We start from the raw sequence: 22,615 nt of genomic DNA, 5'->3' as shown, positions 1-22,615 counted from the left end.
TTCTCTCCTGTTGGTGTCCGATGGGCGAACCCGGGCGGACCCATTATCGACCCCCGTCTTTGAGCCGGGCTGTCTCATTGTTCGTCTTCACAACGCGGCAAAGTCTTCCGCGCGTCAAAATTGGTAGGAGCCGATGTTTGGTCACGTCAATAGATTTCTCGCACAGGTTGCAGGGTGTTGGTCCCGGAGTTCCCCGGAACCTTCCCCGATTTCGCCACTCTTGCTCTGAGCCAAGGGTGTGACGCGGCCAAAACTCCAAAAAAACCGCATATTTGGCCGTGTTTCGGCAATGTGAGCTTGGATGGACTGCCGGGCAATGATGCCAAAACTGACAATGTAAAAGGCCAGCGCACCCCGCATGACCGGCGCGCGCGCCCTGTGTGCTGTTCTCGCAGGCGAAAGCGGCCGGGATTGAGGCAAAACATGTGTATAGACCGCATCGCTTCGCAGAATTGCGCCGAGTGTCAGAGCTGACCGGCGATCTGTTCGGCCAGTTGGCGCCACGCAACCGCATGGGCATCGGCAAGTGCTGGCAAATCGTCACCGCGCACCGGCACACTCAGGTCGAAATCCCCGATCCGCTCTGCCCATGGACCGTCATCACGACGAATCGCGTATTGCCCACTCAACCGTAGCTGCCCATCCGCTTGCAGCAACATACGCTCCGTCCGGACCGTCAGTTCCGCATCGGGAAACGAGCTGAGCGGCCACGGCGCACGGGCGACGGGCACATTGGTGATCTGCGACAAGTGCCGCACCAGGGCATTGGTCATCGCATCTTCCGGTACGTCCGCCCAAATCAGGTCCGGCACCGTCTCGATCAAGCCGACTTCGGTTTCGCGGACCACTTCGGATGCGTTGGCGTATTCCGGGAGAGAAATCTCCCCTACGACAACAGACGACACAGACACCCGCACCTGCATCTCCGATGGCGCGGCCGGAACCGATAGCCGCCCTGGCGTGCCGCCACATCCGGCAAGGACCAGCACGAAGAATGTCATGATCCGTGCAGCTTTCATCTTATCGCCCCGTTATGATGGAATTTGGGTTGCGCTCAATCGCGCGCGCAAGGGAACGGAACGCGTCGGCAGCCTGCGAAATATCAGCAATCGCAGCGCGCAATTCGCGATAAACGCTTGAATCATCGCTGTAATTGCCAGCCAATTCCTGCACCGACCCAACAAGGGAATTCAGGCGTGTCACGATAGCGGGTACCTGTTCGGCCGCAGCTTCAAGCGCCGAGAACGCTGCATCTGCGGAGGCAAGCGTGCCCGTGAGGTTTTCGGCGGCCCCGCCTTCCCGCAGCGTGGCAAGGATGGCCGACAGCTCGGTTAGGGACGCGTTCAGTGTCTCGGGCAGCGCTTCGGCGCTTTCGGCGGACAGGATCGTTTCGATCCGCTGCAGGACCCGTTCGGCCGCCGTTGCAGCCGCGTTCACCGGCGCTGCGTCAAGCTCGGATACAAGGTCCTCGACGGAGGTCAAAACCGCAGGCAGGCCGTCGGTGAACGTTTGCAGATTGGCGATAATGACATCGCTGTTTTCCAAAGCGGACAGGGTCGTGGTGACGCCCTCACTATCCGAGATCGAGCCGACCAACGCCTGCAGACCTTCTGCCGCGCTGGCGAGGTCAGACAGCGTCGATCCAATCTCCTCGGCTGCCACGACGGCGCGCGCTTCGCTGACCAGTGCATTGAGGTTCGAGGGCAACCCACGGATGTCGTCACCACTGGACAAGGCGGTGATGCTGTCGAGCGCATCGATAGCAGAATTCATCAGATCCTCGATCGGAAGCGCCGAGATGCGCGATACGATGGCATCAAGATCGGCGGAGGATTCCGCGATGTTCGGAGCCGAAGCCGGCATCAGGGGCACATCGACCAGATCCGTCACAAGCGTTTGGCGTTGGCTGTCGGCGTCTTCGAACAGCTCAAGCGCAAGCGTGGTGCCCAATAGTCCCTCGGACGAGACGCGCACGCGCAACCCGTCTTCCACGCGCTGCGCCAAAGTGGCGATCAGGTTCTCGACCGTGGCCACATCGGGCAACCCGATACGAACCGGCGACACTGAGAATCCGACCAGGATCTGCACGCCTTTCTCGGCCGCGCGCGGATCGGTATAGCCGATGATGCTGTTGACTTCGCCGACACGCACACCGCCGAAACGGACCACTGCGCCGAGTGCCAACCGCACATCATTGGCGGGCAGGATTACCGCAAGAGACAGGGCCTGATCGACGGGGGCTTCAAAAACGCTGCGCTGCGCGTCATCACGATTGCTGTAGACGTCGAAAATCGCGCCATCCTCGACCGTCTCACCGCCGGTTACCAAAGCTTCGAACGCTACACCGCCTTCGACCAGCGAGGCGAGGCTATCGAAGTTCACAGACAGCCCCGTGGTATTCAGGTCAACGGAAATACCAGAAATGTCCCAAAAGCGCGTGTTTGTCGACAGACGGGCGTCATGCGGGGCCTCGATGAACGCATCCATCGTGATCGTGGTGCCATTTTCCGACAATTCCGGAACCCCGAGTCGGCCGACTTCGATCCCGTTGTAAAGCACAGGCGCCCCTGCGGCGAGTTGACCGCCATCGCGTGAGCGCAGCACGATCCGGGTGCCATCTTCGCCGGGTTGTGACAGCGGCGTGGTTTCCAACGCGTCGAACCGGGTCTGGTTTGCGCCGATCTCACCGTCCCAAGTGCCCTCGATAAAAACGCCCGACAACACCGTCGACAGTCCCGTCACCCCACGCGCAGAAACCTGCGGCTCCACCAGCCAGAATTCAGCCTGTGCATCAACAAATGGAGCGATTTCCGGGTCGATGCGGATATGCGCCTCGACCGCTTGGAACCCGTCGGAAAAGTCGAGGTCTTCGACAAGACCGACCTCGACATCCCGGAACCGCAGCGGCGTCTCGCCGGCCTCGATGCCGGATGCGTTGGGCAGGGACACCACGATCACAGGGCCTTGCGCACGATAGGATTGCACCACGACGAAGACGGAAATCGCCAACGCAATCAATGGCATCAGCCACACCAACGAGATGCCACGTCGCGGACGCCGGCTCATCTCGGGTTCTGGCAGATCGCTCTCAGCCATGTGTCACGTCATCCTCCAGACGATCCCAAATCTGTCGCGAGTCGAAACTCTGCGCCGCCAGCATGGTAAACACGACGGAAAGCGCGAAACAGATCGCTGCAATGCCCGGGTTGATCGTCGCCAGCACGTCGAACTGCACCAGCGCCGTCAGAATCGCAACGACAAAGACATCGATCATCGACCACCGCCCAATGAATTCCACGATCTCGTGCAGCACCAGCAAACGATGCGGGTCGCTGCGATGTCGTTGCCCGGTCAGAACTGCCAGATAGGCAATGACGATGAATTTCCCGACCGGGATCAGGATACTGGCCACAAATACAATGATCGCAACGGCATAGGCGCCATGGTCCAGCAGGTCGATGACACCGCCGATGATCGTGCTTTCCTCGGTTCGAAAGCCCTGCGTAGTTCGCAGCATCGGATAAATGTTTGCAGGAATATAGGCGATCAGGCCGACGATCAGCCACGCCCAAACCTTTTGCTGGCTCAGCCCATCCCGGCTTTGCAACCGTTGACGACAGCGCGTGCACCTGTCTTGCGCCACCGGCGCAACCAACCCGCAACTTCGGCAAACCACGCGGCCCGTTTCGCGTGCGGTTGTCACCCGTTGCATGTCAGAGCCGTCCAGAGTGTGTGGCGACACATGAGTGTGTCCTGATAGGCATTGAGGATCACGATCAATGCGAAGATCCAAAACGCCGGACCGATCGCAATCGTCGCCAAATCCGCCAGCTTCACCAGCGCCACCGCGACCCCGACCATGAAGATTTCAGCCATCGCCCAGGGCTTGAGGAAAAACGCCAGCCGCAGCGCGCGCTTGGCATTCGGCAGGTTGTCCTGCCCAATGGTCACCGGCCCAAGCGCGTAGATCAAAAGAAGGAACCGGCTGAGCGGGAGCATCAGGATGAAGGCCAGAACCGCCAGAGCCAGGGGCACCATGATGCCGGAACTGAAGCCAAGCACCACGTCAATGACCGAGGCCGCATTGTCAAATTGTCCGGCACGCAATTCGAGGAACGGCAAGAACAGAACCATCGCCAAAAGCGCGACATTCGTAGCCGACAAGCTGACCAACCACGCAACCGCGGCGGTCTTCCCGAAAGTCAACTTGTGCCCGCATCTGCTGCATTGGGTTGCCTGCGCGGACACACTGGGCGGCAAACGGTAGATCGCATCACAAACGGAACAGCCAACGATGCCGGGCGACATCGTTTCCGAGGATGTTGATGCTTGGTTCATTGGCGCGTCGGCAGGCAACACGAGCGCTCTCCCGACTCGCAGACTGAAACCATAGATGCGGATGGCTCCTCCGGCTTTCAAGCGAATTGTGATTGGTGCAATGCCGACAGCCGCGAAACGCAAGACAGACGGTCGCCGGACTGTCTCTGGACAAAAACCTACCGTCGCCACCCGCGCCGGTAACCAATTCGACACGATGACTTGATTAAACAAAGGTTCAAGAAAGGATCATTGATGCTAAGTCTTATGAATGAGCACCGGGCAGCGTCGCGCATAGACCAACCGCCCGCCTGAACCGGGATCACGATCTTGTCTCAAAAACGAACGGATAGCAGGGATGAGCTTGCCGATTTCCGCCGGAAGTATGCGTGGATTCTGTGGTCGGTTCTCCTGTTCAGCCTCTTTGTGAACCTGCTGATGCTGACCGGCCCACTCTACATGTTGCAGGTCTACGAACGCGTACTCGGCTCTGGCAGCGAAGAAACCTTGCTGGCTCTGACGATCTTGGTCGCCTTCCTGTTCATCATGATGGGCGTGCTCGATTTCGCCCGGTCGCGGGTGGCCGCACGGTATGGGGCCAAACTGCAGGAAGCGTTCGACGCCCGTGTCTTCCGTGCGGCCATGACGCGTGCGCGGCGCACCGGGCAATCGCAGACCGCGCAATCCGATCTCGCGTCTGTGCAACGCCTGACATCCTCGCCAGTGTTCATGGCCATCTTCGATTTGCCATTCACGCCGCTGTTCATCGCCGTTATCTTCGTCTTCCACGCATGGCTTGGATGGCTCGCGCTCGGGGGTGCGCTGTTGTTAGTCGTGGTGACGATCCTCAACCGGCAAACCACCGCAAAGCCCCTCGGCGAGGCGGCTGAGACGGGCCGTATGGCCGACCGCATGGCCAGCGAGATGCAGTCGCAGGCCGAGGTCATCCGGTCGCTCGGCATGCAGGGGGCAGCGTTTTCGCGCTGGCACGGTCAACGCAAACGCGCGCTGGATGTCTCGATGCGCGCAGCAGACAAGGTCGGTGGGTTCTCGACCCTTTCCAAGACTTTCCGGATGTTCTTGCAATCGGCGATCCTCGGCCTTGCCGCGCTTCTGGTGTTGCGTGGGGAATTGCGCGCCGGTGCGATGATCGCAGGCTCGATCCTGATGGGCCGCGCCCTCGCCCCCATCGATCTTGCGATTGGGCAATGGTCGATGATTTCCGAGGCCATGCGCAGCTGGAAGCGCCTTCAAGGCCTTCTCGTCGACGAGCCGGAACCAATGGCGAAGCTGGACCTGCCGCGCCCGGCCGCGGCACTTGAGGTTTCGAGCCTTTCCATCGTCCCACCGGGCGCCAGCGCACCCACACTTCGCGGCGTGTCATTCCGCGTTGCACCGGGTGAAGCGGTGGGGGTCATCGGCCCCTCCGGATCAGGGAAATCCAGCCTCGCCCGCGCAATCACGGGCCTTTGGGCACCCGCAGGCGGCTCCGTCCGGCTCGACCGCGCCACATTGGACCAATATGAAGACGACCGATTGGGCAAGCTCATCGGCTATCTGCCGCAAAGCGTAACCTTGTTCGACGGCACCATCGCGGAGAACATCGCCCGCCTCGACCCCTCGCCCGATCCTGCCGCTGTCTCGGCGGCGGCCATCGCGGCGGACGCGGATACGATGATCAGAGCCTTGCCCGACGGGTACGACACGCAGGTCGCAGGACTCGGGCCGCGCTTGTCCGGCGGGCAAATACAACGCATCGGCCTGGCGCGCGCCCTTTACGGCGATCCGGTCCTGTTGGTCCTGGATGAGCCAAATTCCGCGCTCGACCACGCAGGCTCCGAAGCGTTGAACCGCGCGGTCCAAGGCATGAAAGCCCGCGGCCTCAGCGTGGTCTTGATGGCTCACCGGCCCAATGCAATTCAGCAATGCGACAAGCTACTGGTGCTGCGCGGCGGCATGGCGCAGGCGTTCGGGCCACGCGATGAGGTGCTGGCCAAGGTCCTAAAAAATTCGTCCGATGTGCGACTGGTCACGGAAAATCAAACCAAAGGCGCGCTGACATGAGCGGTGAAACATCCACATGGTCCGTTTCGGGCCCACTGAGGCTTGGCGTGTTTGGGTTACTGATTTTGATAGGCGGCTTCGGCACCTGGTCGGTGATGACGACCCTATCGGGCGCGGTGGTGGCCTCCGGGCAGATCGAAGTCGACCGCAACCGTCAGGCGATCCAGCATCCCGACGGCGGTCTTGTCGCAGAAGTTCTGGTCGATGAAGGTGACCGGGTGGCGGCGTCGGATGTTCTGGCCCGGCTCGATCCGTCGCAGTTGCAGACGGAGCTTGCAGTGGTCCGGACCAACCTCGCGGAGGTGCAGGCCCGCCGCGCCCGACTTGAAGCCGAACGCGATGGCGCCGATGCGGTCGCCTTCGCGCCCGATCTGCTAGAATTCGCCGAAGCCAATGTCGAAATCCAGGAACTCGTCGCTGGCCAGGCCAACCTCTTTGCCGCCCGCGCCGAGACGATTGCCCGCGAGACCGAACAGCTTCGCGGCCGCATCACGCAGGTCAACGCCCAGGTCCAGGCCTTGCAGGCGCAACAAGACGCGCTGGCCGCGCAAGTCGCATTGGTTGCGGAGGAACTGGAGCGCCGCCAGGCCCTTCTGAACAGCGGCTCCGGTACGCGCGAGCCGGTCGTGCGTCTGCAGCAGGAGTTAGTACAATTGCAGGGCAACGCAGGCGAGGTTGCCGCCGGTCAGGCAGAGGCCGCCGAACGCATCATCGAAAGCGAATTGGCGATATTGCAGCTGCAAACGCAGCAACGCGAACAGGCGATTACCGAACTACGCGAAATCCGCGTCCAGGAGCAGGAATTGACCGAGCGGGCCAATAGCCTGACTGCACGCATCGCGCGATTGGAGCTGCGTGCGCCGGTGGCGGGCCGGATCCACGGCCTGACCATCTTTGGTGAAGGCGCCGTCCTGCGCCCCGCCGATCCTTTCGCGTATCTTGTCCCCGAAGGACGCCCGCTGGTCATTTCGGCGCGCATCCCCGCCATCGATATTGATCAGGTTTTTACCGGTCAGGACGTCTCGGTCGTCTTCCCAGCGTTTAACCAGAACGAATTGCCCGAGATCACGGGTGTCGTCAGCCAAGTTTCTGCCGATGCTTTTGTGGATGATGTCTCAGGCGGCAATTTCTATCGCGCGGAGATTGTCTTGCCCGAAGACCAAGCCGCCCTGCTCGGGGCACGGGTCTTGGTGCCCGGCATGCCGGTGGACGCGTTTATTCGCACCGCGGAGCGCACACCTCTGACGTACCTGTTGGAGCCATTTTCATCGTACTTCTCGCGCGCTTTCCGAGAAAGCTGACCGCGCCCTGTTCAAGGTCGCATACCGCGAAACACGGGCCTGCCAGTCGATACAGTCGAACGCGAACCGACCGGCCTTCGACTGCATCATCAGGTTTGGCTTATACGATCAACAACCCGGCATCGTACATTTGCTGCGCGTCGTCGGCGTCCAACCCGACAACCAGTGCCAGACGTGCGAAGCTCGCCCCACCAGCGGCGCCGTCGGTATCCACTTCAAGCATCGGCCGCGACGCATTGCTGGCGTCAATGCGGACGTAATCGCTCACCGGTCCGCCGGTGTACTCAACCAATGGCGAGACGTCGAGGATCTCACCCGCCTCAATCTCGCGCACTCGGTGCACGTTGCCATCGGAGAAAGCGTTGAACAGATACGCGTCCAGGCCCGCGCCGCCCGCAAAGGCAACGTCACCCCGCACTGCGTTGAATTCAAACACATCCGCGCCCGCCGTGCCCCGCGTATAACCCGCAGCCTCGATTGCGTTGTAGGTGGAGTAATCGACGCCCGGACCCGGCTCGCCGGTCCCGCCCTCGTTCACATCGCTGACGGAAATCTGCAGGCTTGCACCAGCAGAGCCGCCCTGACCATCGCTGACGGACACGTCGACGTCGTAGACGTTGTCGGCACCGCTATCGCCGGGCGCTTCGAAATCGGGCGCGGCGGCAAATCGCAGGGCCCCGCTTGTCTCATCGATCTCGAACAACGCCGCATCGGCACCGCCCGCGATCGTGTAGCCCAAGTCATCCCCATCCGCGTCCGTCGCCGCAATTGCCCCAACTGCAGTGCTGTTTTCCGCAACGCTGAAGCTCGTGGGCGACACGAAAACCGGGTCCGTGTTCGGCGCAGGATCACCACCGTCGTTTTCACCGTCAATAATCAACAACCCGGCATCGTACATTTGCTGCGCGTCGTCGGCGTCCAACCCGACAACCAGTGCCAGACGTGCGAAGCTCGCCCCACCAGCGGCGCCGTCGGTATCCACTTCAAGCATCGGCCGCGACGCATTGCTGGCGTCAATGCGGACGTAATCGCTCACCGGTCCGCCGGTGTACTCAACCAATGGCGAGACGTCGAGGATCTCACCCGCCTCAATCTCGCGCACTCGGTGCACGTTGCCATCGGAGAAAGCGTTGAACAGATACGCGTCCAGGCCCGCGCCGCCCGCAAAGGCAACGTCACCCCGCACTGCGTTGAATTCAAACACATCCGCGCCCGCCGTGCCCCGCGTATAACCCGCAGCCTCGATTGCGTTGTAGGTGGAGTAATCGACGCCCGGACCCGGCTCGCCGGTCCCGCCCTCGTTCACATCGCTGACGGAAATCTGCAGGCTTGCACCAGCAGAGCCGCCCTGACCATCGCTGACGGACACGTCGACGTCGTAGACGTTGTCGGCACCGCTATCGCCGGGCGCTTCGAAATCGGGCGCGGCGGCAAATCGCAGGGCCCCGCTTGTCTCATCGATCTCGAACAACGCCGCATCGGCACCGCCCGCGATCGTGTAGCCCAAGTCATCCCCATCCGCGTCCGTCGCCGCAATTGCCCCAACTGCAGTGCTGTTTTCCGCAACGCTGAAGCTCGTGGGCGACACGAAAACCGGGTCCGTGTTGCCCCCCTGCTCATTCACATCTGTGACAGAAACACTGACCGAAGCTGCGTCACTTCCACCCTCCCCGTCACTGACTGACACGTTCAGGTTGTAGACATTGTCACCACCGGCATCACCCGGCGTTTCGAAATCGGGCGATGTGGCAAATCGCAAGGCACCGCTTGTCTCGTCAATCTCGAACACCGCCGCGTCGGCACCGCCCGCGATGGTGTAACTCAGGTCATCTCCGTCTGCATCCGTCGCTGCGATTACTCCAACGGCGATGCTATTTTCCGCGATGCTAAAGCTTGTTGGTGACGTTAGCTCTGGGTCTTCGTTTGGCGGCGGCGGCGGGGGGCCATTGCCATCAATTGGGATCGCGAAGTCTCGTGTGATGGACCACGCAATGTTTCGGACCAATGTCGCATCAGCCCCAGAGACATCGGGTGGGATCCACAGCGCGGGCGGTCTCTCCTCGAAAATTGACGCATAGAGCATTGTAGCGGTCAGATAATTCCCAAGGTGGCTGCCATGACCGTTATCTGCCGTCAGGATTTCTTCGACGATGGCCCCGTTTTCGGTGTCGTTGTAACGGTCGGCCAAAGCAAGGTAGAGTTCGCGGTAAGCGAGATTGACCGGGATGTATCCGGTCCCATGACTTTCGGCCGCGGACCGATGCGCGACCTCATCGGCTTCAACCTCAGTATTGGGATCGCTCAGGCTGATGCGATTGTCCGCAGGCCATGAGCTCAGAAGTAACGTCCGCGCACCATTGCTTGTCGCGAGGTCTTCCAGAAGCCCGGCATAGGTGTCGAACCCTGCCTCGCTGCCACTGCGCCCGTTCATGATGAAAAGGTCGTAGGATCCGGTTTCAAGCTCATCACGCACATTGGTGCGTAACTCATCTTCCCAATGGGCCTGAAGCGTGCCGCCACCAATACGTGAATACACCGGCGTAACACTGTGTCCGCCGTCCTGGGCCAATCTTGCGAATTGTTCTTCGACGTTCCATGGTCCACCGACCGTCGCGTAAATAAATGAATTTGTTGCAAAAAGGATATTCATCGTACTTACCCCCATTATCAATGAACAAAACGTTAACGCGATTCTGGTTTTTTTCCACCTCTGATTGCGCGCCACTTAGACGATCCGGCGTTTCAGGGCGAAACCCTGCAGACCGGCAAAGCCGCATTGGCAAAAACCGCACCCGAGAGGGCATGCGCGGCTGTCCGTGGCTTGCGTAGTGCTCGTGTTGTTCCGGACAGCACAGTGCCAATTTCACTGAAAAACTGATCAATTCTTGCATGCGTGCGGTCACAATTCGCAGCGCCATCGTGCCTAGTGTGACAGCATGACGGGTCAGAGCGGAGGAGGCTGTGTCCCGCAAAGATACGGGCGATTGCCTGGCGGGGAGGAACGTTAAATGGCTGATATCGCAGTAAACACTCTGAAAGTGGGCTTGTTTGGGATCGGGTTGGACGCCTACTGGCCTCAATTCGAAGGACTGGAAGAGCGGCTGAAGTCCTATGTTGGGGTGGTAGAGAAAAAGCTGCAACGCGATGATGTTGAAGTCGTCAATCTCGGCCTGATCGACACGCCCGAGAAGGCCGTGCAGGCGGGCCATGATTTCAGGTCAGCGGATGTTGATGTTATCTTTCTCTACGTCACGACCTATGCGCTATCCTCGACCGTACTCCCGGTCGTACGCCGTGCAGGGGTGCCGGTTGTCACCCTCAACCTGCAACCCGTCGATGCCATTGATCTGGTGCATTTCAATGCCCTCAACAGCCGCGCGCAGATGACCGGTGAATGGCTGGCCCATTGCAACGCTTGCCCGGTTCCCGAGATCGCGAATGTCTTTACCCGGGCGGGGATCGATTTCCATCAGGTCACCGGTGTCCTTGAAGGCGACGAACATGTGGATGCCGAGATAGAGGCCTGGATCGAAGCCGCCCGCGTTGGCCATGTGATGGCACATACGAAGCTGGGTGTGATGGGGCGGTATTATAACGGGATGCTCGACATCTATTCCGATATGGCGCTGCAATCGACTGCTTTCGGGACGATCATCGAGATCGTCGAGATTGATGAACTGGCTGCGATCCGGGGGGAATTGAGCGAGGCCGACATCGCCGAAACGCTCGACCGGATCCGGGCCGAGTTTGATATCCAACCCGACTGCCCGGAAGAAGAACTCCACCGCGCCGCCACCACGGCCGCCGCATTGTTCAAGATGATCGAAAGGCATGGACTCGGATCTATGGCCTATTATTACGAATCTAAACCCGGCTCGGCCCATGAGGATATCATCACCTCGGTCATTTTGGGGTGTTCGATGCTGACCGCGTCTGGCGTGCCGGTTGCGGGCGAATACGAGGTCAAGAATGCGCAAGCCATGAAGATCATGGATACCTTTGGTGGAGGTGGTTCATTTACCGAGTTTTACGCCATCGACTATGCCGAAGACGTCGTGATGATGGGGCACGACGGGCCAGGGCACACGCGGATCGCGCAAGGGAAAACCAAGGTCCGCCCGCTTGAGGTTTATCATGGTAAAGTCGGTGCAGGCCTTAGCGTGGAGATGAGCGTGATGCACGGTCCGATCACCTGCCTGTCGGTCTTGGAGATTGCTGGCAAGGTCTCGCTGTTGGTGGCGGAAGGGGAATCTGTGCCCGGCCCCATTCTTGAAATCGGCAATACCAACAGCCGTTACAAATTCGCACTTGGGGCGCGCCAGTTTGTGGAGACCTGGAACGCCTCAGCCCCCGCTCACCATTGCGCGGTGGGGGTCGGCCACATCGCCAACCGGATTGAGAAGCTGGGGGCACTTCTGGGATTGGATGTCATTCGGGTGTGCTGACGCGGCGATCCTGCCGCTGACCAAATCGCGCCCGCCAGTCGGATGGAGAACAGGCGACCGATTTTCGGAATTGATTGGAAAAGTGGAAGGCCGAGCTGAACCCCAGTTGCGCCGCGACGCCTTTGATCGAAAGCTCGGTATTGTCCAACAAATCCTTCGCCTTCTGGACCCGGGCCGACATCTGGTATTCTTTCATCGACATGCCTGTGTGGGTACGAAATGTACGCCGAAGGGTGGAGTAACTTACGTTCAATTCCTCCGCGATTTCCTCCATGGGGCGCGGCGCGGCACAGCGTTCCAATAACAGCATCCGAGCCGTGTTAACCAACTTGTTGGTGCTGTCCTCATTCGCATTTCGTGGCCCGGCAAGAATGGCCAGCAATTTCAGGCCAAGCATGGAGAGCACCGGCTGATGACCGACCGCGTCTTGCTGCGCCAGCTTGTGGACTTCGGCAAACGTGTCTTCGATCAGAGCTATGTTCGGATTGCGAACGATCGGCCGTGTCGGGTCGAGCAGACCAGAATTCAACGCCATATCAAATGCGGTTCCCTTGCATTCGACCCAGTGCTCCGTCCATCCGACCGAGGGCTCCGGCGCGTAGCGATGCCAGACGTTGGGCAACAGTACAAAGACCTGACCGGCCCTAATGTCCTGCGGCTTGCTCGCGCGCCCGAGCTGGATCCGGCCCCGCCCTTCCGAAATGCAAACGATTTGATAGGCCTGCAAGACACGCCCCTGCGAGCGCCCGAACAAATGATCGACGGGATGGGTCGGCGCCGGATATTGGGCATGCGGCGGCACCCGCGTGAAACCGGACGATTGCAAGGTGCAACCCAGCGTATGGCATAGCCGGCTTTCCGGAATGTAGCTGAAATAGTTCTCTGTATTGTCCCTCATGAACGCAGGATGGCACGGAGCAAACACAAATCAACCACGATATGCCGGATGCAACCGCCTCGCCCCATCAAACTACGTCAAATATATGAAAATATTATACTTTCCGGATAGTAATTCGCTCAAAACAGCGACCGCGCACCAACCTGAAGTGAGCAAATCTTGTATCCATTTAACCAGATTTTTGCTCCGATTCTCTTCTAGCCTTTTTCTTAGGGAGAGCATGCAATCCGCCCGCGGAAGCCATGCACACATTCTGGGAGGAGATCCAAATGAAACACTTCATCTTGTCTGCAACGGCCGCGCTGGCCCTTTCGGTGGCCGCCGCCCCGGCCTTGGCGGACTTCCATGGCTTCGACCCGGCGACACATGACGGGACGATGTTTCCTGCCGAAAACCTGATGGCGATGGTCCAGTCCGCGATGGAGGTAAATCCGCCACGCAACGGCGAAACCTATGTGATCGGCTTCGCAAATCTGCAGCGCGACATCCCGTTCTGCGTCCTTGTCGAGCAAGGAATCCTTGAAAACGCCGAAGCCGCCGGGATCGAAGTTGTTGTGGCCGACAACCGACTGGATGGCGCAACGGCGCTGGCCAACGCCGAAAGCTTCATCACACGCAACGTCGATTTCGTGATCGAGTTCCAAACTGACGCTGAATTCGGAGCCGTCATCATGAACCGCTTGAACGAGGCCGATATCCCGGTGGTCGCCATCGACATCCCGATGCCCGGTGCGGGCTTTTTCGGCGTGAACAACCCGCGCGCCGGGTTCATGGGTGGCTCTTATCTGGCACAGGCCGCCGTCGAACGCCACGGGATGGATGCGGTGATGAACGGGTATTTCATCGAAGGCGAGCTGCCGCAATCCGGCCCGATCCCGGCGATGCGCACCGGAGGTCAGATCGCCGGATTCCGTGCCGCCCTGCCTGATTTCCCGGAGGATCAGATCTTGACCTTCGACAGCAAGAACACGCTGGAAGAAAGCTTCACCCAAACCAACAACCTGCTCAGCCGCATTCCCGAGGGCGTACCGATCATGGGCACTGCGATCAATGATCAAGCGGCCACAGGCATTCTGCGCGCGGCCCAACAAGACGGGCGTGAGATGGTCACCGTTGTGGGTCTTGGCGCAGACGAAGGCGAGACACTGGCGACCGAGGAAAACTTCGTCGCCGCCGTGGGCTCGTTTCCCGAACGCTACGGCAATGCACTCATCCCGATGGCGCTTGCAACACTCGCAGGGGAAGAGCTTCCGGATGCGGTCTTGATCAATCACCAGATGGTGACGCCCGCGAACATCTGTGAGTTCAACGACAGCATCGAGTGTCAGGACGTCGCGGTCATCGACTATAGCTTCCCCGAGGAAGGCTTCCTCGCCCATCTGGAGGCCCTGCGCAGCGATCCGGACCTGGCCGATGTGCAGAACCTGATCCCGAACAACTAAACCCATCACAGTCAAAGCCACTTGGCCGCAACGCCAGGTGGCTTTTTCTATCGCCGCGGCCCAGGCTGCCGGTCTGCTGCAACAGGTGATCCCCCGATGAACGCCGCCATCCCCCGCATCCAGATGCGCAACATCGTAAAAAACTTCGGCACGGTCCGGGTTCTCGAAGGCGTGTCATTGGACGTGATGCCCGGCGAGATCGTGGCGTTGCTGGGGTCCAACGGGGCGGGCAAATCCACGTTGATGAAGATCCTCACGGCGAATTACACCAAGACTTCCGGTGAAATCCGCGTCAACGCGAATGTGGTCGAATTCACATCTCCCCGCGATTCCGCCCGCGTCGGGATTACCTTTCTACCGCAGGAAATCTCGGTCTTTCCGGAGCTGAGTATCGCCGAAAACATCTGCATGAGCGCCGATAGCGCGGGGCGGGTGAATTGGTCCGATATGGCGCGCCGGGCGCAGGTCGTGCTCGATGATCTGGGCTTTGGGCACCTCGCGGCGGAGACCTTGGTCGCGGACCTGCCCGTCGCCGAACGACGCATTATCGAGATTGCCCGCGCCCTTGAAGCGCAAGCGGATATTTTGGTTATGGACGAGCCGACCGCGTCCCTGTCGGAGCAGGAAAGCGAGCAGATTTTCACGATCCTGCGCGGCCTGAAAGCGCGCGGCACAAGCATCGTCTATATCTCTCATTATCTTAAGGAAGTGTTCGAGATTTCAGATCGCATCGTTGTGCTGCGCGATGGGTTGAACGCCGGTGAATTCGATCCCGACACGGCACAAGTCGAAGAGGTGGTCGGTGCCATGCTTGGCAAAGTCGCCGGTGTCATGTTTGAAGAGCGTGCCCCCCTTCCCTCGGATGCTCCGGTTATCTTCACCTGCAGGGGGCTGACCTTGCCGGGCAAGGTGGAGGGCGTGTCCTTCGATCTGCGCGCCGGTGAAATCCTCGGCGTGTTCGGCTTGATCGGCTCCGGGGTCGAGGTTTTGGGTCGCCTTATTTTCGGCGCTGAAGGACGCCCACCGGCGGGCGACACAACCCTGTTGGGAAAGCCCTACCAGCCAGTCTCGGCCCTCAAGGGCAAAGACGCCGGGATTGGATTTGTGACCGCAGAACGCAAGACCGATGGCATCATGGCCGACATGAGCGTGCGCGAAAATCTGGTCGCCGCGTTTCAACGCGACTTCGGCAACGGGCCGTTCACATCACCATCCCGCGAGCTCGAACATACCCGGGATTGGATCACCAAGCTCGGCATCAAAACCTCTGGCCCGGAGCAGGCGATCCGGTTCCTGTCGGGTGGTAATCAGCAGAAGGTCTGCGTGGCAAGGTGGCTGAACCCCAAGGTCAAGATGCTGATCCTTGAAGAACCCACACGGGGTGTCGATGTCGGCGCGCGCCGCGAAATCTATTCCCATCTGGTCGACTTTGCCCGCTCCGGCCTGGCCGTTCTGGTGCTGTCTTCCGATGTCGAGGAAATTGCGGGGCTGTCGGACAGATCCCTGGTGATAGATCGCGGTCGGATCCTGGCCGAATTCGCACACGGAGCGACGGCAAACGATTTGCTCTCCGCCTCCGCCCGCCCCGTAACCTCCGCATAAAAGGCGCCCAAGATGTCAAACGCAATGCTGTCTCAAGGTGTCATCCGGCGGTTATTCGGCGGATCGGGCGTGGGAACAACGGTTCTGATCCTGCTGATATTCTACATCCTCTTGCTGATCGTTTTCTCTTTCCTGTCCCCGTTCTTCATGACCGTGCGCAACATGACATCGATCAGTTCGAATATCGCCCTGATCGGCCTTATGGCGGCGGCTGGAACGCCCTTGATCATCGCCGGTGGCCTTGACCTTTCGGTGGCGGCGGTGGCGGGCTTGACCGGTGTCATTATCGCACTGCTGCACGCGGCCGGGGTTCCGATCTGGTTCGCGGTCTTGGCCGCAATCGCTGTGGCTGTTGTGATCGGGCTGGTGAACGGCATTCTGGCCACCTACCTGCGGCTCAACCCGTTGATCGTGACGCTGGCCACGATGTCGATCGTCACCGGGGTTTCATTGATCCTCACCGGAGGGCTCACAAAACCCTTGTTCGTCGATGGCTTCAACTGGATCGGTCAGGGGCGCGTTTTAGGGGTTCCCGTCCCGGCCATCCTGATGCTGGCCGTGTACGTCGCTCTTTGGCTGATGATGCAGAAGACCCATTTCGGGCGCCACGCCTTCGCGGTGGGCGGCAATCCCGATGCAAGCCGCTTGATTGGCTTGCCCGTGGATCGCACACAGGTCTCTCTTTACGTGATGTCCGCGGTCTCCGGTGCGGTTGCGGGGACCGTTCTGGCCGCGATGTTGGGAGCTGCCGCGCCAAATGCGGCGGGCCCGCACCTGCTGACCGTTATCGCTGCGATCATCCTTGGTGGAACGTCACTCCAAGGCGGGCGCGGATCGGTCTGGGGCACGCTCGTTGCGGTCTTGATCCTCGGGACGCTGAACAACGGGCTCACCTTGATGAACGTCTCCAGCTTCTGGCAGGACGTCACGCGCGGCGTCGTCCTGATCCTTGCGGTGGGCTTTGATGGGGTGCGCCAACGGCTGGGGTAAGGCGGCATACGGCACGTAGCGCCAGCCCCCTCCCGGCTCCGTTCAGCCTTGCCAAGATGCGTTAATCTGGATCGCGCAACACGTGGACGGCGCAAGGCGCGTGCCGCACAACCCGCGATGCGGTCGACCCCAGGAGATAGTCGATCAGACCCGGCTTGTGGGAGCCGATGATGATGCAATCGGCCTTTTTGTCCGACGAGAAATCAATGATCGTACGCCCGCTGTGGCCCTTGACCACCGTGGCCTGCGCATTGGGCACACCCTTCATGCGCGTCGCCAACTTGGCCTCCGCCGCTGCATAGGCCTTCTGCACCGTGCTTTCGTCGAGATAGGCATTCACGGTGCCGGAGGGTTGTTCATAAACATGAAGCGCAGTGATCGTTCCGCCCGGGTTCAAAAGCTTCTGGGCAAGCTCAAGCGCGGTCGCACCAAACCCATGATCCAAAGCCATCGGGACAATAATGTGGTCATACATTGCAGGTCTCCTTCACGGTTCAGGCTGCCTTATCGGCTGTTGAACGCGCAAGGTCCCGCGCGCTCGACGCTCACAGCCCTCGCAGACGCCAAGACAAACAACTGCGCTAGCGGTAGATCTCCGGCAGCAGGGCCGTTGAAATCCAAGGGATGTAGGCAATCATCAGGGTTACGATCAGCATGAAGAAGACGAACGGCACAGCGCGCGCCGCGATTTTCAATATCGACTCCCCCGTGATCCCCGACACCACAAACAGGTTCAGGCCCAGGGGCGGTGTGATGAAACCGACGCCAAGCGCGGTGATCATCATCACGCACAACTGGATCTCGTTCATCCCAATGTTCTGCGCCAGCGGGTAAAGGATCGGCGCAAGGATCACGATGTTGGGTGTCGTCTCCATCACGCAGCCCGCCGCGATCAGGATCAGGATCATCATCAGGATCAGCACGCGAGGGTCTTCACTCACGCCGGTCGCCGCCGCAACGAACCCTTGCGGCACGCCGAGCACGGCAAGCGCCTGCGCCAGCGGCAAGGAGAAGGCGATGATCGGCAGGATCACACCGTTCACCTTTGCGGAGCTGACGAGCATCGCCGGGAAGTCGCTGAACCGCAGCGTACCGATGATGAAACCGATCGCGATGCAGGTGACGACGGCAACGGCGCCGGCTTCGGTCGGGGTCAGGCGGCCAGAGAAGATACCGTAGAAAATGATGCCGGGCACCAGGAACGCGTACCAGCCGGATTTGATCGTTTTCCATAGGTTCGAAGCCCATTCGCCGACGGTCATCAATCCACCGCCCTCGTAGGCGTGGCGGCGGTTGACGATGGTGTTGGTCAACAGGATCGCGAAAAGGACCAGAAGGCCGGGGATGACAGCCGCCAGGAACAGGATCGACACGTTCACACCCAGCACGAGGCCGATGATGATGTAGGCAATCGAAGGCGGGATCAGGATACCGGTACAGGCCCCCGCCGCAACCAGCGCGCAGGCATAGGGGCGCGGGTAGCCTGATTCCACGAGGCGGTCGATGGTCATGCGGCCCACCGCCGCCGCCCCCGCCGCATCCGAGCCAGAGATCGCAGCAAACATGCCGCAGACCAGAACAGTGGCCGAGCCAAAGCCGCCCTTGGCCCAACACGTGATGGCCTCGGCCACGTCGAGGAATTTCTTCGACAAACCGGTTCGGACCAACACGTCACCCGTCAGGATGAACAGCGGCACAGCGGTCAGCGCAAAGTGGTCAATTCCGTGAAACAGGCTCTCACCCACCAGCGACAACGGAAGCGCGCCCGACATCATCAACATGATAATCGCCGCCGCCCCGATGGAGGCCCAGACCGGAACCGCCAAGGCCACGAGGATCACGAAGACGATGATCGGAACGTAGAAATCCCAGCCAAGCTCGACCGTTTGTTGTTGGAGTGTCTGCCAAAGCATGTGCCTGTCCCCTCAGTCGAACAGCTTGTCGCCTTCATAGACGGCGCGGCCGTTGCGAAGGTCGGATAAGTCCCGAAGGAAGGATTGGGTCAACCTCACGATGACCAACGCGAAGCCAAACGGCACGGCGAACAGAAAGAAGGTCTGACTGATCCGCAACCCATGCGTGACCGAGCCGAATTTCCACGACACATGCACCGCCTCAAACGACCAATACAAAGCGATGATTGCAACGATGAACATGACGATATCGCCAAAGATGTAGATCAGCGTCTTCACCGTCGGCGGGACGTAATTCAGGATTACATCAATGCGGATATGGCCACGCTCTTTCACGGCGGAGGCGGCCCCGACCCAAGCCAGGTAGATGAAGGAATAGCGCACAATTTCTTCACCCCAGATCGAGGAATAGGCAAAGACTTCGCGCCGCACGACCTCAATGAACATCGTGCCCACGAGCATGACGTAGAACACCAGAAGCAACCAACGCTCGGCGTTTTTGTTCAGCGTGCTGAGAAAATTCGACATGACGTTCCCCTTGCCAGCGCCTTCGGAGAGGGCCGGACGCGCAGTGGGCGTGAATTTGGGCTTGGGTCCGAACGGAAACGGGCCCCGCCAAAGACGGCGGAGCCCGATATGACTTAGGCGTCGTGGACGTAGTAGCGGCTGGCGGTGCCTGCGGCTTCTTCGAGGCGCGCGAACGTGTCCATGGAGCCTGCAAGTTCGACCTTGAACTCGTCCCAATCGGACAGTTGGTAGCCGCCAACGGATTGCCATTCGGCCAGTTGATCTTCGGACAGCGAGTGGAACTCGACACCGTTCGCGATCAGTTGCGACATGGCATAGGAGCGCGCCGAGGGCACCTTGGCGAGGTTCTGCTGCTGGGTCACTTCACCGGCGAACTCGATGCCTTCCTGCACATCGGCGGGAAGCGAGTTGAACCATTCGAGGTTGACCGAGTAAACCTGACTATCCGGCACGGCTTGCGTAAAGGTCACGTGGCTGAGGATCTCGCCAAAGCCAAATACGTGAAGTGCGCCCACCGAGGGGTCAAGCGCGTCGGCCACGCCCTGACGGATGGCGGACGGCGTCTCACCCCAAGCCACCGGCGTCGGGTTCGCTCCGACCATGCGGTAGTACTGTTGCAGCATCGCAGAGCCCGGAACGCGGAACTTCACGCCTGCCATATCCGCGGGAGTGACAATCGCATTTCCGCCCTGGCGCACGGCAACGACGCGGGGATCGATGACGATATACATCAGCGCCTTGAAGCCCGACTCCGCGATGCGGGGGTCAACTTCGGACTTCCACGCATCCGACGATGTGAGGTTGGTGAAGCGTTGGTTCGAGCCGCAGAAATACGGCAGGTTAATCAGGTCAACGGCAGACGCGAAAGGCGCGAAGTTGGCCAGCGAGTGCTGCGCGCACTGGATCGTGCCGCCTTGTACGGCCTGTGCCAACGCACCACCGGCACCAAGCTGACCGCCTGGCGCAAGACGCACGTAGACCTTGCCGTTGGTCATGTTCTGGACATTCTCTTTGAGGTCCAGCTGCATGATCGGATAGCTGCGCGATGCACCCAGAACATAGGCAGTGGCCAGCGTCATGATGTGCTCAGCGGCGGCTTCGCGCTCTGCCTCTTCCTGCTGGGTTTGGGCTGCCGCCTCAGACGACCAAAGCGTGCCCGCCGCACCGGCAACCATGGCGGCGGTAAATGCACCACTCCCGGCCAGCTTGAGGAAATTGCGGCGCTCGGCCGACTTCAATTCCTGTGTATCATGATCCAATTTAGCGTCCTCCCTGGACATCGTCGACGCGCGGCTGCGGCTCTTGGGCGGCGGCCTTTGCATCTGCTTCTTTTTTCAGGATCCCGATGACGAACACTATCGACGCCGACAGCAAAAGCAGCATCTCGCCTACATTGCCAAGAATGGCAGAGTTGGAAGTCGATCCCAAGGCGACATTACCAACAAAGAGCGCGAGTAAGACACCGGCCAAGATGATTGCCATAGCTCGTTTGTCCCTCCCGACATACGAATCCTACAAGCAATCTAGGACCTTAAAGATCTAAAATGCAAGCGCTTACATTTGCGCGCAACCCTTAGGTTGGCCTCTCCACGCACCGGACAAGGCTTTGCGTTGGCGTAGCCTATAAATTGGACGCCGACAAAAAGCGCTCCGCTGCCAGAAAAGATCGCGCCGGATCAACGAACAGATAAAATCGCGCGCTGGGGCAAGTAGGGGCGTCTAAGGCTTTAAGCCGACACCAGAATTCACGCGCGGGCACCTATTCGCCCGCGCGGCACCTGTTCATTGGCGGGATTGCCCTCGGACCCGACCTTCACACTCAGACGAACCGATTTACAAGGTTCTCCAAGATTTCCTGACGGCCCGAGCGGGGCTGCGGGTTGATCCCGTCCGCCACGACCTGTGCGGCAATACTGTCAAAATCGCTGGTCAAAAGCGCCTGTGCCTCGGGCGCGTCCCAACCGGCGTAGCGGGCCTGACGCAAGTTCTCGAGCCCGCCGTCCTCCAGCATCGCGGCCGCCGCCTTGAAGCCTCGCGCGCAGACATCCATCGCACCGGCATGGCCCGCAATAAGATCAATTGGATCGAGGGATTGACGGCGCAGCTTCGCGTCGAAATTGGTGCCACCGGTTGTGAACCCACCCGCCTTAAGCACTTCGTAATAGGCCATAGCGACCTCAGGCACGTTGTTGGGAAACTGATCCGTGTCCCAGCCGGATTGGTAATCGTTGCGGTTCATATCAATTGAGCCAAAGATGCCCAGAGATGCGGCCAGCGCCAATTCGTGCTCGAACGAATGGCCGGCAAGGATCGCGTGGCCCTGCTCGATATTCATCTGAACCTCGTCCTCAAGCCCGAATTCCTTGAGGAAGCCGTATACCGTCGCCACATCATAGTCGTATTGATGCTTGCTGGGTTCCTGCGGCTTCGGCTCCACCAAAATCGCGCCCTTGAAGCCGATCTTGTGCTTGTATTCGACCGCCATCTGAAGAAACCGCCCGGCCTGCTGGCGCTCGCGTTTCAAATCGGTGTTGAGCAGCGTCTCATACCCTTCGCGTCCGCCCCAAAGGACGTAGTTTTCACCGCCCATCTTATGGGTGGCATCCATACAATTCTTCACCGTCGCCACCGACCAGGCGAAAATCTCGGGGTCCGGGTTGGTGGCCGCCCCGGACATGAAGCGCCGGTGCGAAAACAGGTTCGCGGTGCCCCATAAGACGCGGGTTTTGCTCCTTTCCATCTTCCCGATCAGGTAATCGACGATCTCCTCGAAATTGCGCTGGCTCTCGGCGAAACTGTCGCCCTCAGGACGAATGTCCGCATCGTGCCAGCAGAAGAACGGCACATCGAGCAGATCGAACATCTCGAACGCAACGTCGGCCTTCAACTTCGCCAGATCCATGGTGTCGCCAAACCACGGACGCTCGAACGTTTGGCCACCAAACGGGTCGCCGCCAGGCCACGCAAAGGAATGCCAAAAGGCCACCGCAAAACGCATATGTTCTTCCATGCGCTTGCCCATGACGATCTCGTCGGGATTGTAATGACGAAACGCAAGGCCCATTGCATCGGGGTCATAGCGCACGGGGGCGGCATCTCGGAAGAAATCGGTCAT

Annotated in this window: 18 protein-coding genes; 6 read left to right on the top strand and 12 right to left on the bottom strand. The window is 60.0% G+C overall.

Annotation, left to right across the window (positions count from 1 at the left end; translation table 11 throughout):
• Nucleotides 1–464: 464 nt before the first annotated feature.
• Genes V8J83_RS00245 through V8J83_RS00230 form a run of 4 tightly spaced genes read right to left on the bottom strand, consistent with a single transcriptional unit; the run spans nt 465 to nt 4,206 of the window.
• On the bottom strand, nt 465–1,019 hold the full coding sequence (locus V8J83_RS00245) for a PqiC family protein (RefSeq protein WP_339982140.1): 555 nt from the start codon (nt 1,017–1,019) through the stop codon (nt 465–467).
• A gap of 1 nt (nt 1,020) precedes the next feature.
• The gene (locus V8J83_RS00240; protein WP_339982138.1) at nt 1,021–3,096 is read right to left on the bottom strand and encodes a PqiB family protein; all 2,076 of its coding nucleotides are present in this window, start codon (nt 3,094–3,096) and stop codon (nt 1,021–1,023) included.
• A complete protein-coding gene (locus V8J83_RS00235; protein ID WP_339982136.1) occupies nt 3,089–3,712 on the bottom strand; it encodes a paraquat-inducible protein A in 624 nt (207 codons plus the stop codon). The genes V8J83_RS00240 and V8J83_RS00235 overlap by 8 nt, the downstream gene beginning before the upstream one ends.
• Nucleotides 3,700–4,206, bottom strand: a complete 507-nt coding sequence (locus V8J83_RS00230; protein ID WP_339982133.1) for a paraquat-inducible protein A — start codon at nt 4,204–4,206, stop codon at nt 3,700–3,702. The genes V8J83_RS00235 and V8J83_RS00230 overlap by 13 nt, the downstream gene beginning before the upstream one ends.
• Nucleotides 4,207–4,644: 438 nt before the next feature.
• On the opposite strand from V8J83_RS00230, the gene V8J83_RS00225 reads away from it, so the two are divergent.
• A complete protein-coding gene (locus tag V8J83_RS00225; RefSeq protein WP_439649767.1) occupies nt 4,645–6,381 on the top strand; it encodes a type I secretion system permease/ATPase in 1,737 nt (578 codons plus the stop codon).
• Nucleotides 6,378–7,682 (top strand): HlyD family type I secretion periplasmic adaptor subunit, encoded by a 1,305-nt coding sequence (locus V8J83_RS00220; protein WP_339982131.1) that lies wholly within the window; start codon nt 6,378–6,380, stop codon nt 7,680–7,682. Before V8J83_RS00225 ends, V8J83_RS00220 begins: the two co-directional genes overlap by 4 nt.
• 100 nt (nt 7,683–7,782) lie before the next feature.
• On the opposite strand, the gene V8J83_RS00215 is transcribed toward V8J83_RS00220, so the two are convergent.
• Complete coding sequence (locus tag V8J83_RS00215) at nt 7,783–10,218, bottom strand: Ig-like domain-containing protein (protein WP_339982128.1); 2,436 nt, start codon at nt 10,216–10,218, stop codon at nt 7,783–7,785.
• A gap of 472 nt (nt 10,219–10,690) precedes the next feature.
• Between V8J83_RS00215 and V8J83_RS00210 the strand changes: the two genes are divergently transcribed.
• Entirely contained in the window at nt 10,691–12,127 is a 1,437-nt protein-coding gene (locus tag V8J83_RS00210) for an arabinose isomerase (protein ID WP_339982126.1), read from the top strand.
• Here V8J83_RS00210 and V8J83_RS00205 read toward each other — a convergent pair.
• The gene (locus V8J83_RS00205; RefSeq protein WP_339982124.1) at nt 12,111–13,025 is read right to left on the bottom strand and encodes an AraC family transcriptional regulator; all 915 of its coding nucleotides are present in this window, start codon (nt 13,023–13,025) and stop codon (nt 12,111–12,113) included. The two genes, V8J83_RS00210 and V8J83_RS00205, sit on opposite strands and share 17 nt — an antisense overlap.
• Nucleotides 13,026–13,294: 269 nt before the next feature.
• Between V8J83_RS00205 and V8J83_RS00200 the strand changes: the two genes are divergently transcribed.
• From V8J83_RS00200 to V8J83_RS00190, 3 genes are all read left to right on the top strand, one after another.
• On the top strand, nt 13,295–14,467 hold the full coding sequence (locus tag V8J83_RS00200; protein WP_339982122.1) for a sugar ABC transporter substrate-binding protein: 1,173 nt from the start codon (nt 13,295–13,297) through the stop codon (nt 14,465–14,467).
• A gap of 96 nt (nt 14,468–14,563) precedes the next feature.
• Nucleotides 14,564–16,069, top strand: a complete 1,506-nt coding sequence (locus V8J83_RS00195; RefSeq protein ID WP_339982120.1) for a sugar ABC transporter ATP-binding protein — start codon at nt 14,564–14,566, stop codon at nt 16,067–16,069.
• 12 nt (nt 16,070–16,081) lie between these two features.
• The gene (locus tag V8J83_RS00190) at nt 16,082–17,059 is read left to right on the top strand and encodes an ABC transporter permease (RefSeq protein ID WP_339982118.1); all 978 of its coding nucleotides are present in this window, start codon (nt 16,082–16,084) and stop codon (nt 17,057–17,059) included.
• 61 nt (nt 17,060–17,120) lie between these two features.
• Here V8J83_RS00190 and V8J83_RS00185 read toward each other — a convergent pair whose 3' ends face one another.
• The 6 genes from V8J83_RS00185 to xylA form a co-directional block, all read right to left on the bottom strand.
• Entirely contained in the window at nt 17,121–17,534 is a 414-nt protein-coding gene (locus V8J83_RS00185; protein WP_339982116.1) for a universal stress protein, read from the bottom strand.
• A gap of 106 nt (nt 17,535–17,640) precedes the next feature.
• Entirely contained in the window at nt 17,641–18,972 is a 1,332-nt protein-coding gene (locus V8J83_RS00180; protein WP_339982114.1) for a TRAP transporter large permease, read from the bottom strand.
• Nucleotides 18,973–18,984: 12 nt separating this feature from the next.
• Nucleotides 18,985–19,500, bottom strand: a complete 516-nt coding sequence (locus V8J83_RS00175) for a TRAP transporter small permease (protein ID WP_339982111.1) — start codon at nt 19,498–19,500, stop codon at nt 18,985–18,987.
• Between the two features lie 113 nt (nt 19,501–19,613).
• Entirely contained in the window at nt 19,614–20,780 is a 1,167-nt protein-coding gene (locus V8J83_RS00170; RefSeq protein WP_339982109.1) for a TRAP transporter substrate-binding protein, read from the bottom strand.
• Nucleotides 20,761–20,982, bottom strand: a complete 222-nt coding sequence (locus V8J83_RS00165; protein ID WP_339982107.1) for a hypothetical protein — start codon at nt 20,980–20,982, stop codon at nt 20,761–20,763. The genes V8J83_RS00170 and V8J83_RS00165 overlap by 20 nt, the downstream gene beginning before the upstream one ends.
• Nucleotides 20,983–21,319: 337 nt before the next feature.
• On the bottom strand, nt 21,320–22,615 hold the full coding sequence (gene xylA, locus V8J83_RS00160; RefSeq protein ID WP_339982104.1) for a xylose isomerase: 1,296 nt from the start codon (nt 22,613–22,615) through the stop codon (nt 21,320–21,322).

It is taken from the genome of Gymnodinialimonas ulvae (assembly GCF_037543845.1).
GTDB lineage: Bacteria > Pseudomonadota > Alphaproteobacteria > Rhodobacterales > Rhodobacteraceae > Gymnodinialimonas > Gymnodinialimonas ulvae.
Note: the sequence above shows the minus strand (reverse complement) of the source record. Positions and strands in the feature narration are given on the sequence as shown.

Coding starts and splice junctions, on each gene's coding strand:
- V8J83_RS00200 (WP_339982122.1), top strand. CDS start 13,295: ATGAAACACTTCATCTTGTCTGCAACGGCCGCGCTGGCCCTTTCGGTG.
- V8J83_RS00240 (WP_339982138.1), bottom strand. CDS start 3,096: ATGGCTGAGAGCGATCTGCCAGAACCCGAGATGAGCCGGCGTCCGCGA.
- V8J83_RS00195 (WP_339982120.1), top strand. CDS start 14,564: ATGAACGCCGCCATCCCCCGCATCCAGATGCGCAACATCGTAAAAAAC.
- V8J83_RS00175 (WP_339982111.1), bottom strand. CDS start 19,500: ATGTCGAATTTTCTCAGCACGCTGAACAAAAACGCCGAGCGTTGGTTG.
- V8J83_RS00205 (WP_339982124.1), bottom strand. CDS start 13,025: ATGAGGGACAATACAGAGAACTATTTCAGCTACATTCCGGAAAGCCGG.
- V8J83_RS00245 (WP_339982140.1), bottom strand. CDS start 1,019: ATGAAAGCTGCACGGATCATGACATTCTTCGTGCTGGTCCTTGCCGGA.
- V8J83_RS00180 (WP_339982114.1), bottom strand. CDS start 18,972: ATGCTTTGGCAGACACTCCAACAACAAACGGTCGAGCTTGGCTGGGAT.
- xylA (WP_339982104.1), bottom strand. CDS start 22,615: ATGACCGATTTCTTCCGAGATGCCGCCCCCGTGCGCTATGACCCCGAT.
- V8J83_RS00185 (WP_339982116.1), bottom strand. CDS start 17,534: ATGTATGACCACATTATTGTCCCGATGGCTTTGGATCATGGGTTTGGT.
- V8J83_RS00220 (WP_339982131.1), top strand. CDS start 6,378: ATGAGCGGTGAAACATCCACATGGTCCGTTTCGGGCCCACTGAGGCTT.
- V8J83_RS00170 (WP_339982109.1), bottom strand. CDS start 20,780: ATGTCCAGGGAGGACGCTAAATTGGATCATGATACACAGGAATTGAAG.
- V8J83_RS00235 (WP_339982136.1), bottom strand. CDS start 3,712: ATGCAACGGGTGACAACCGCACGCGAAACGGGCCGCGTGGTTTGCCGA.
- V8J83_RS00165 (WP_339982107.1), bottom strand. CDS start 20,982: ATGGCAATCATCTTGGCCGGTGTCTTACTCGCGCTCTTTGTTGGTAAT.
- V8J83_RS00190 (WP_339982118.1), top strand. CDS start 16,082: ATGTCAAACGCAATGCTGTCTCAAGGTGTCATCCGGCGGTTATTCGGC.
- V8J83_RS00210 (WP_339982126.1), top strand. CDS start 10,691: ATGGCTGATATCGCAGTAAACACTCTGAAAGTGGGCTTGTTTGGGATC.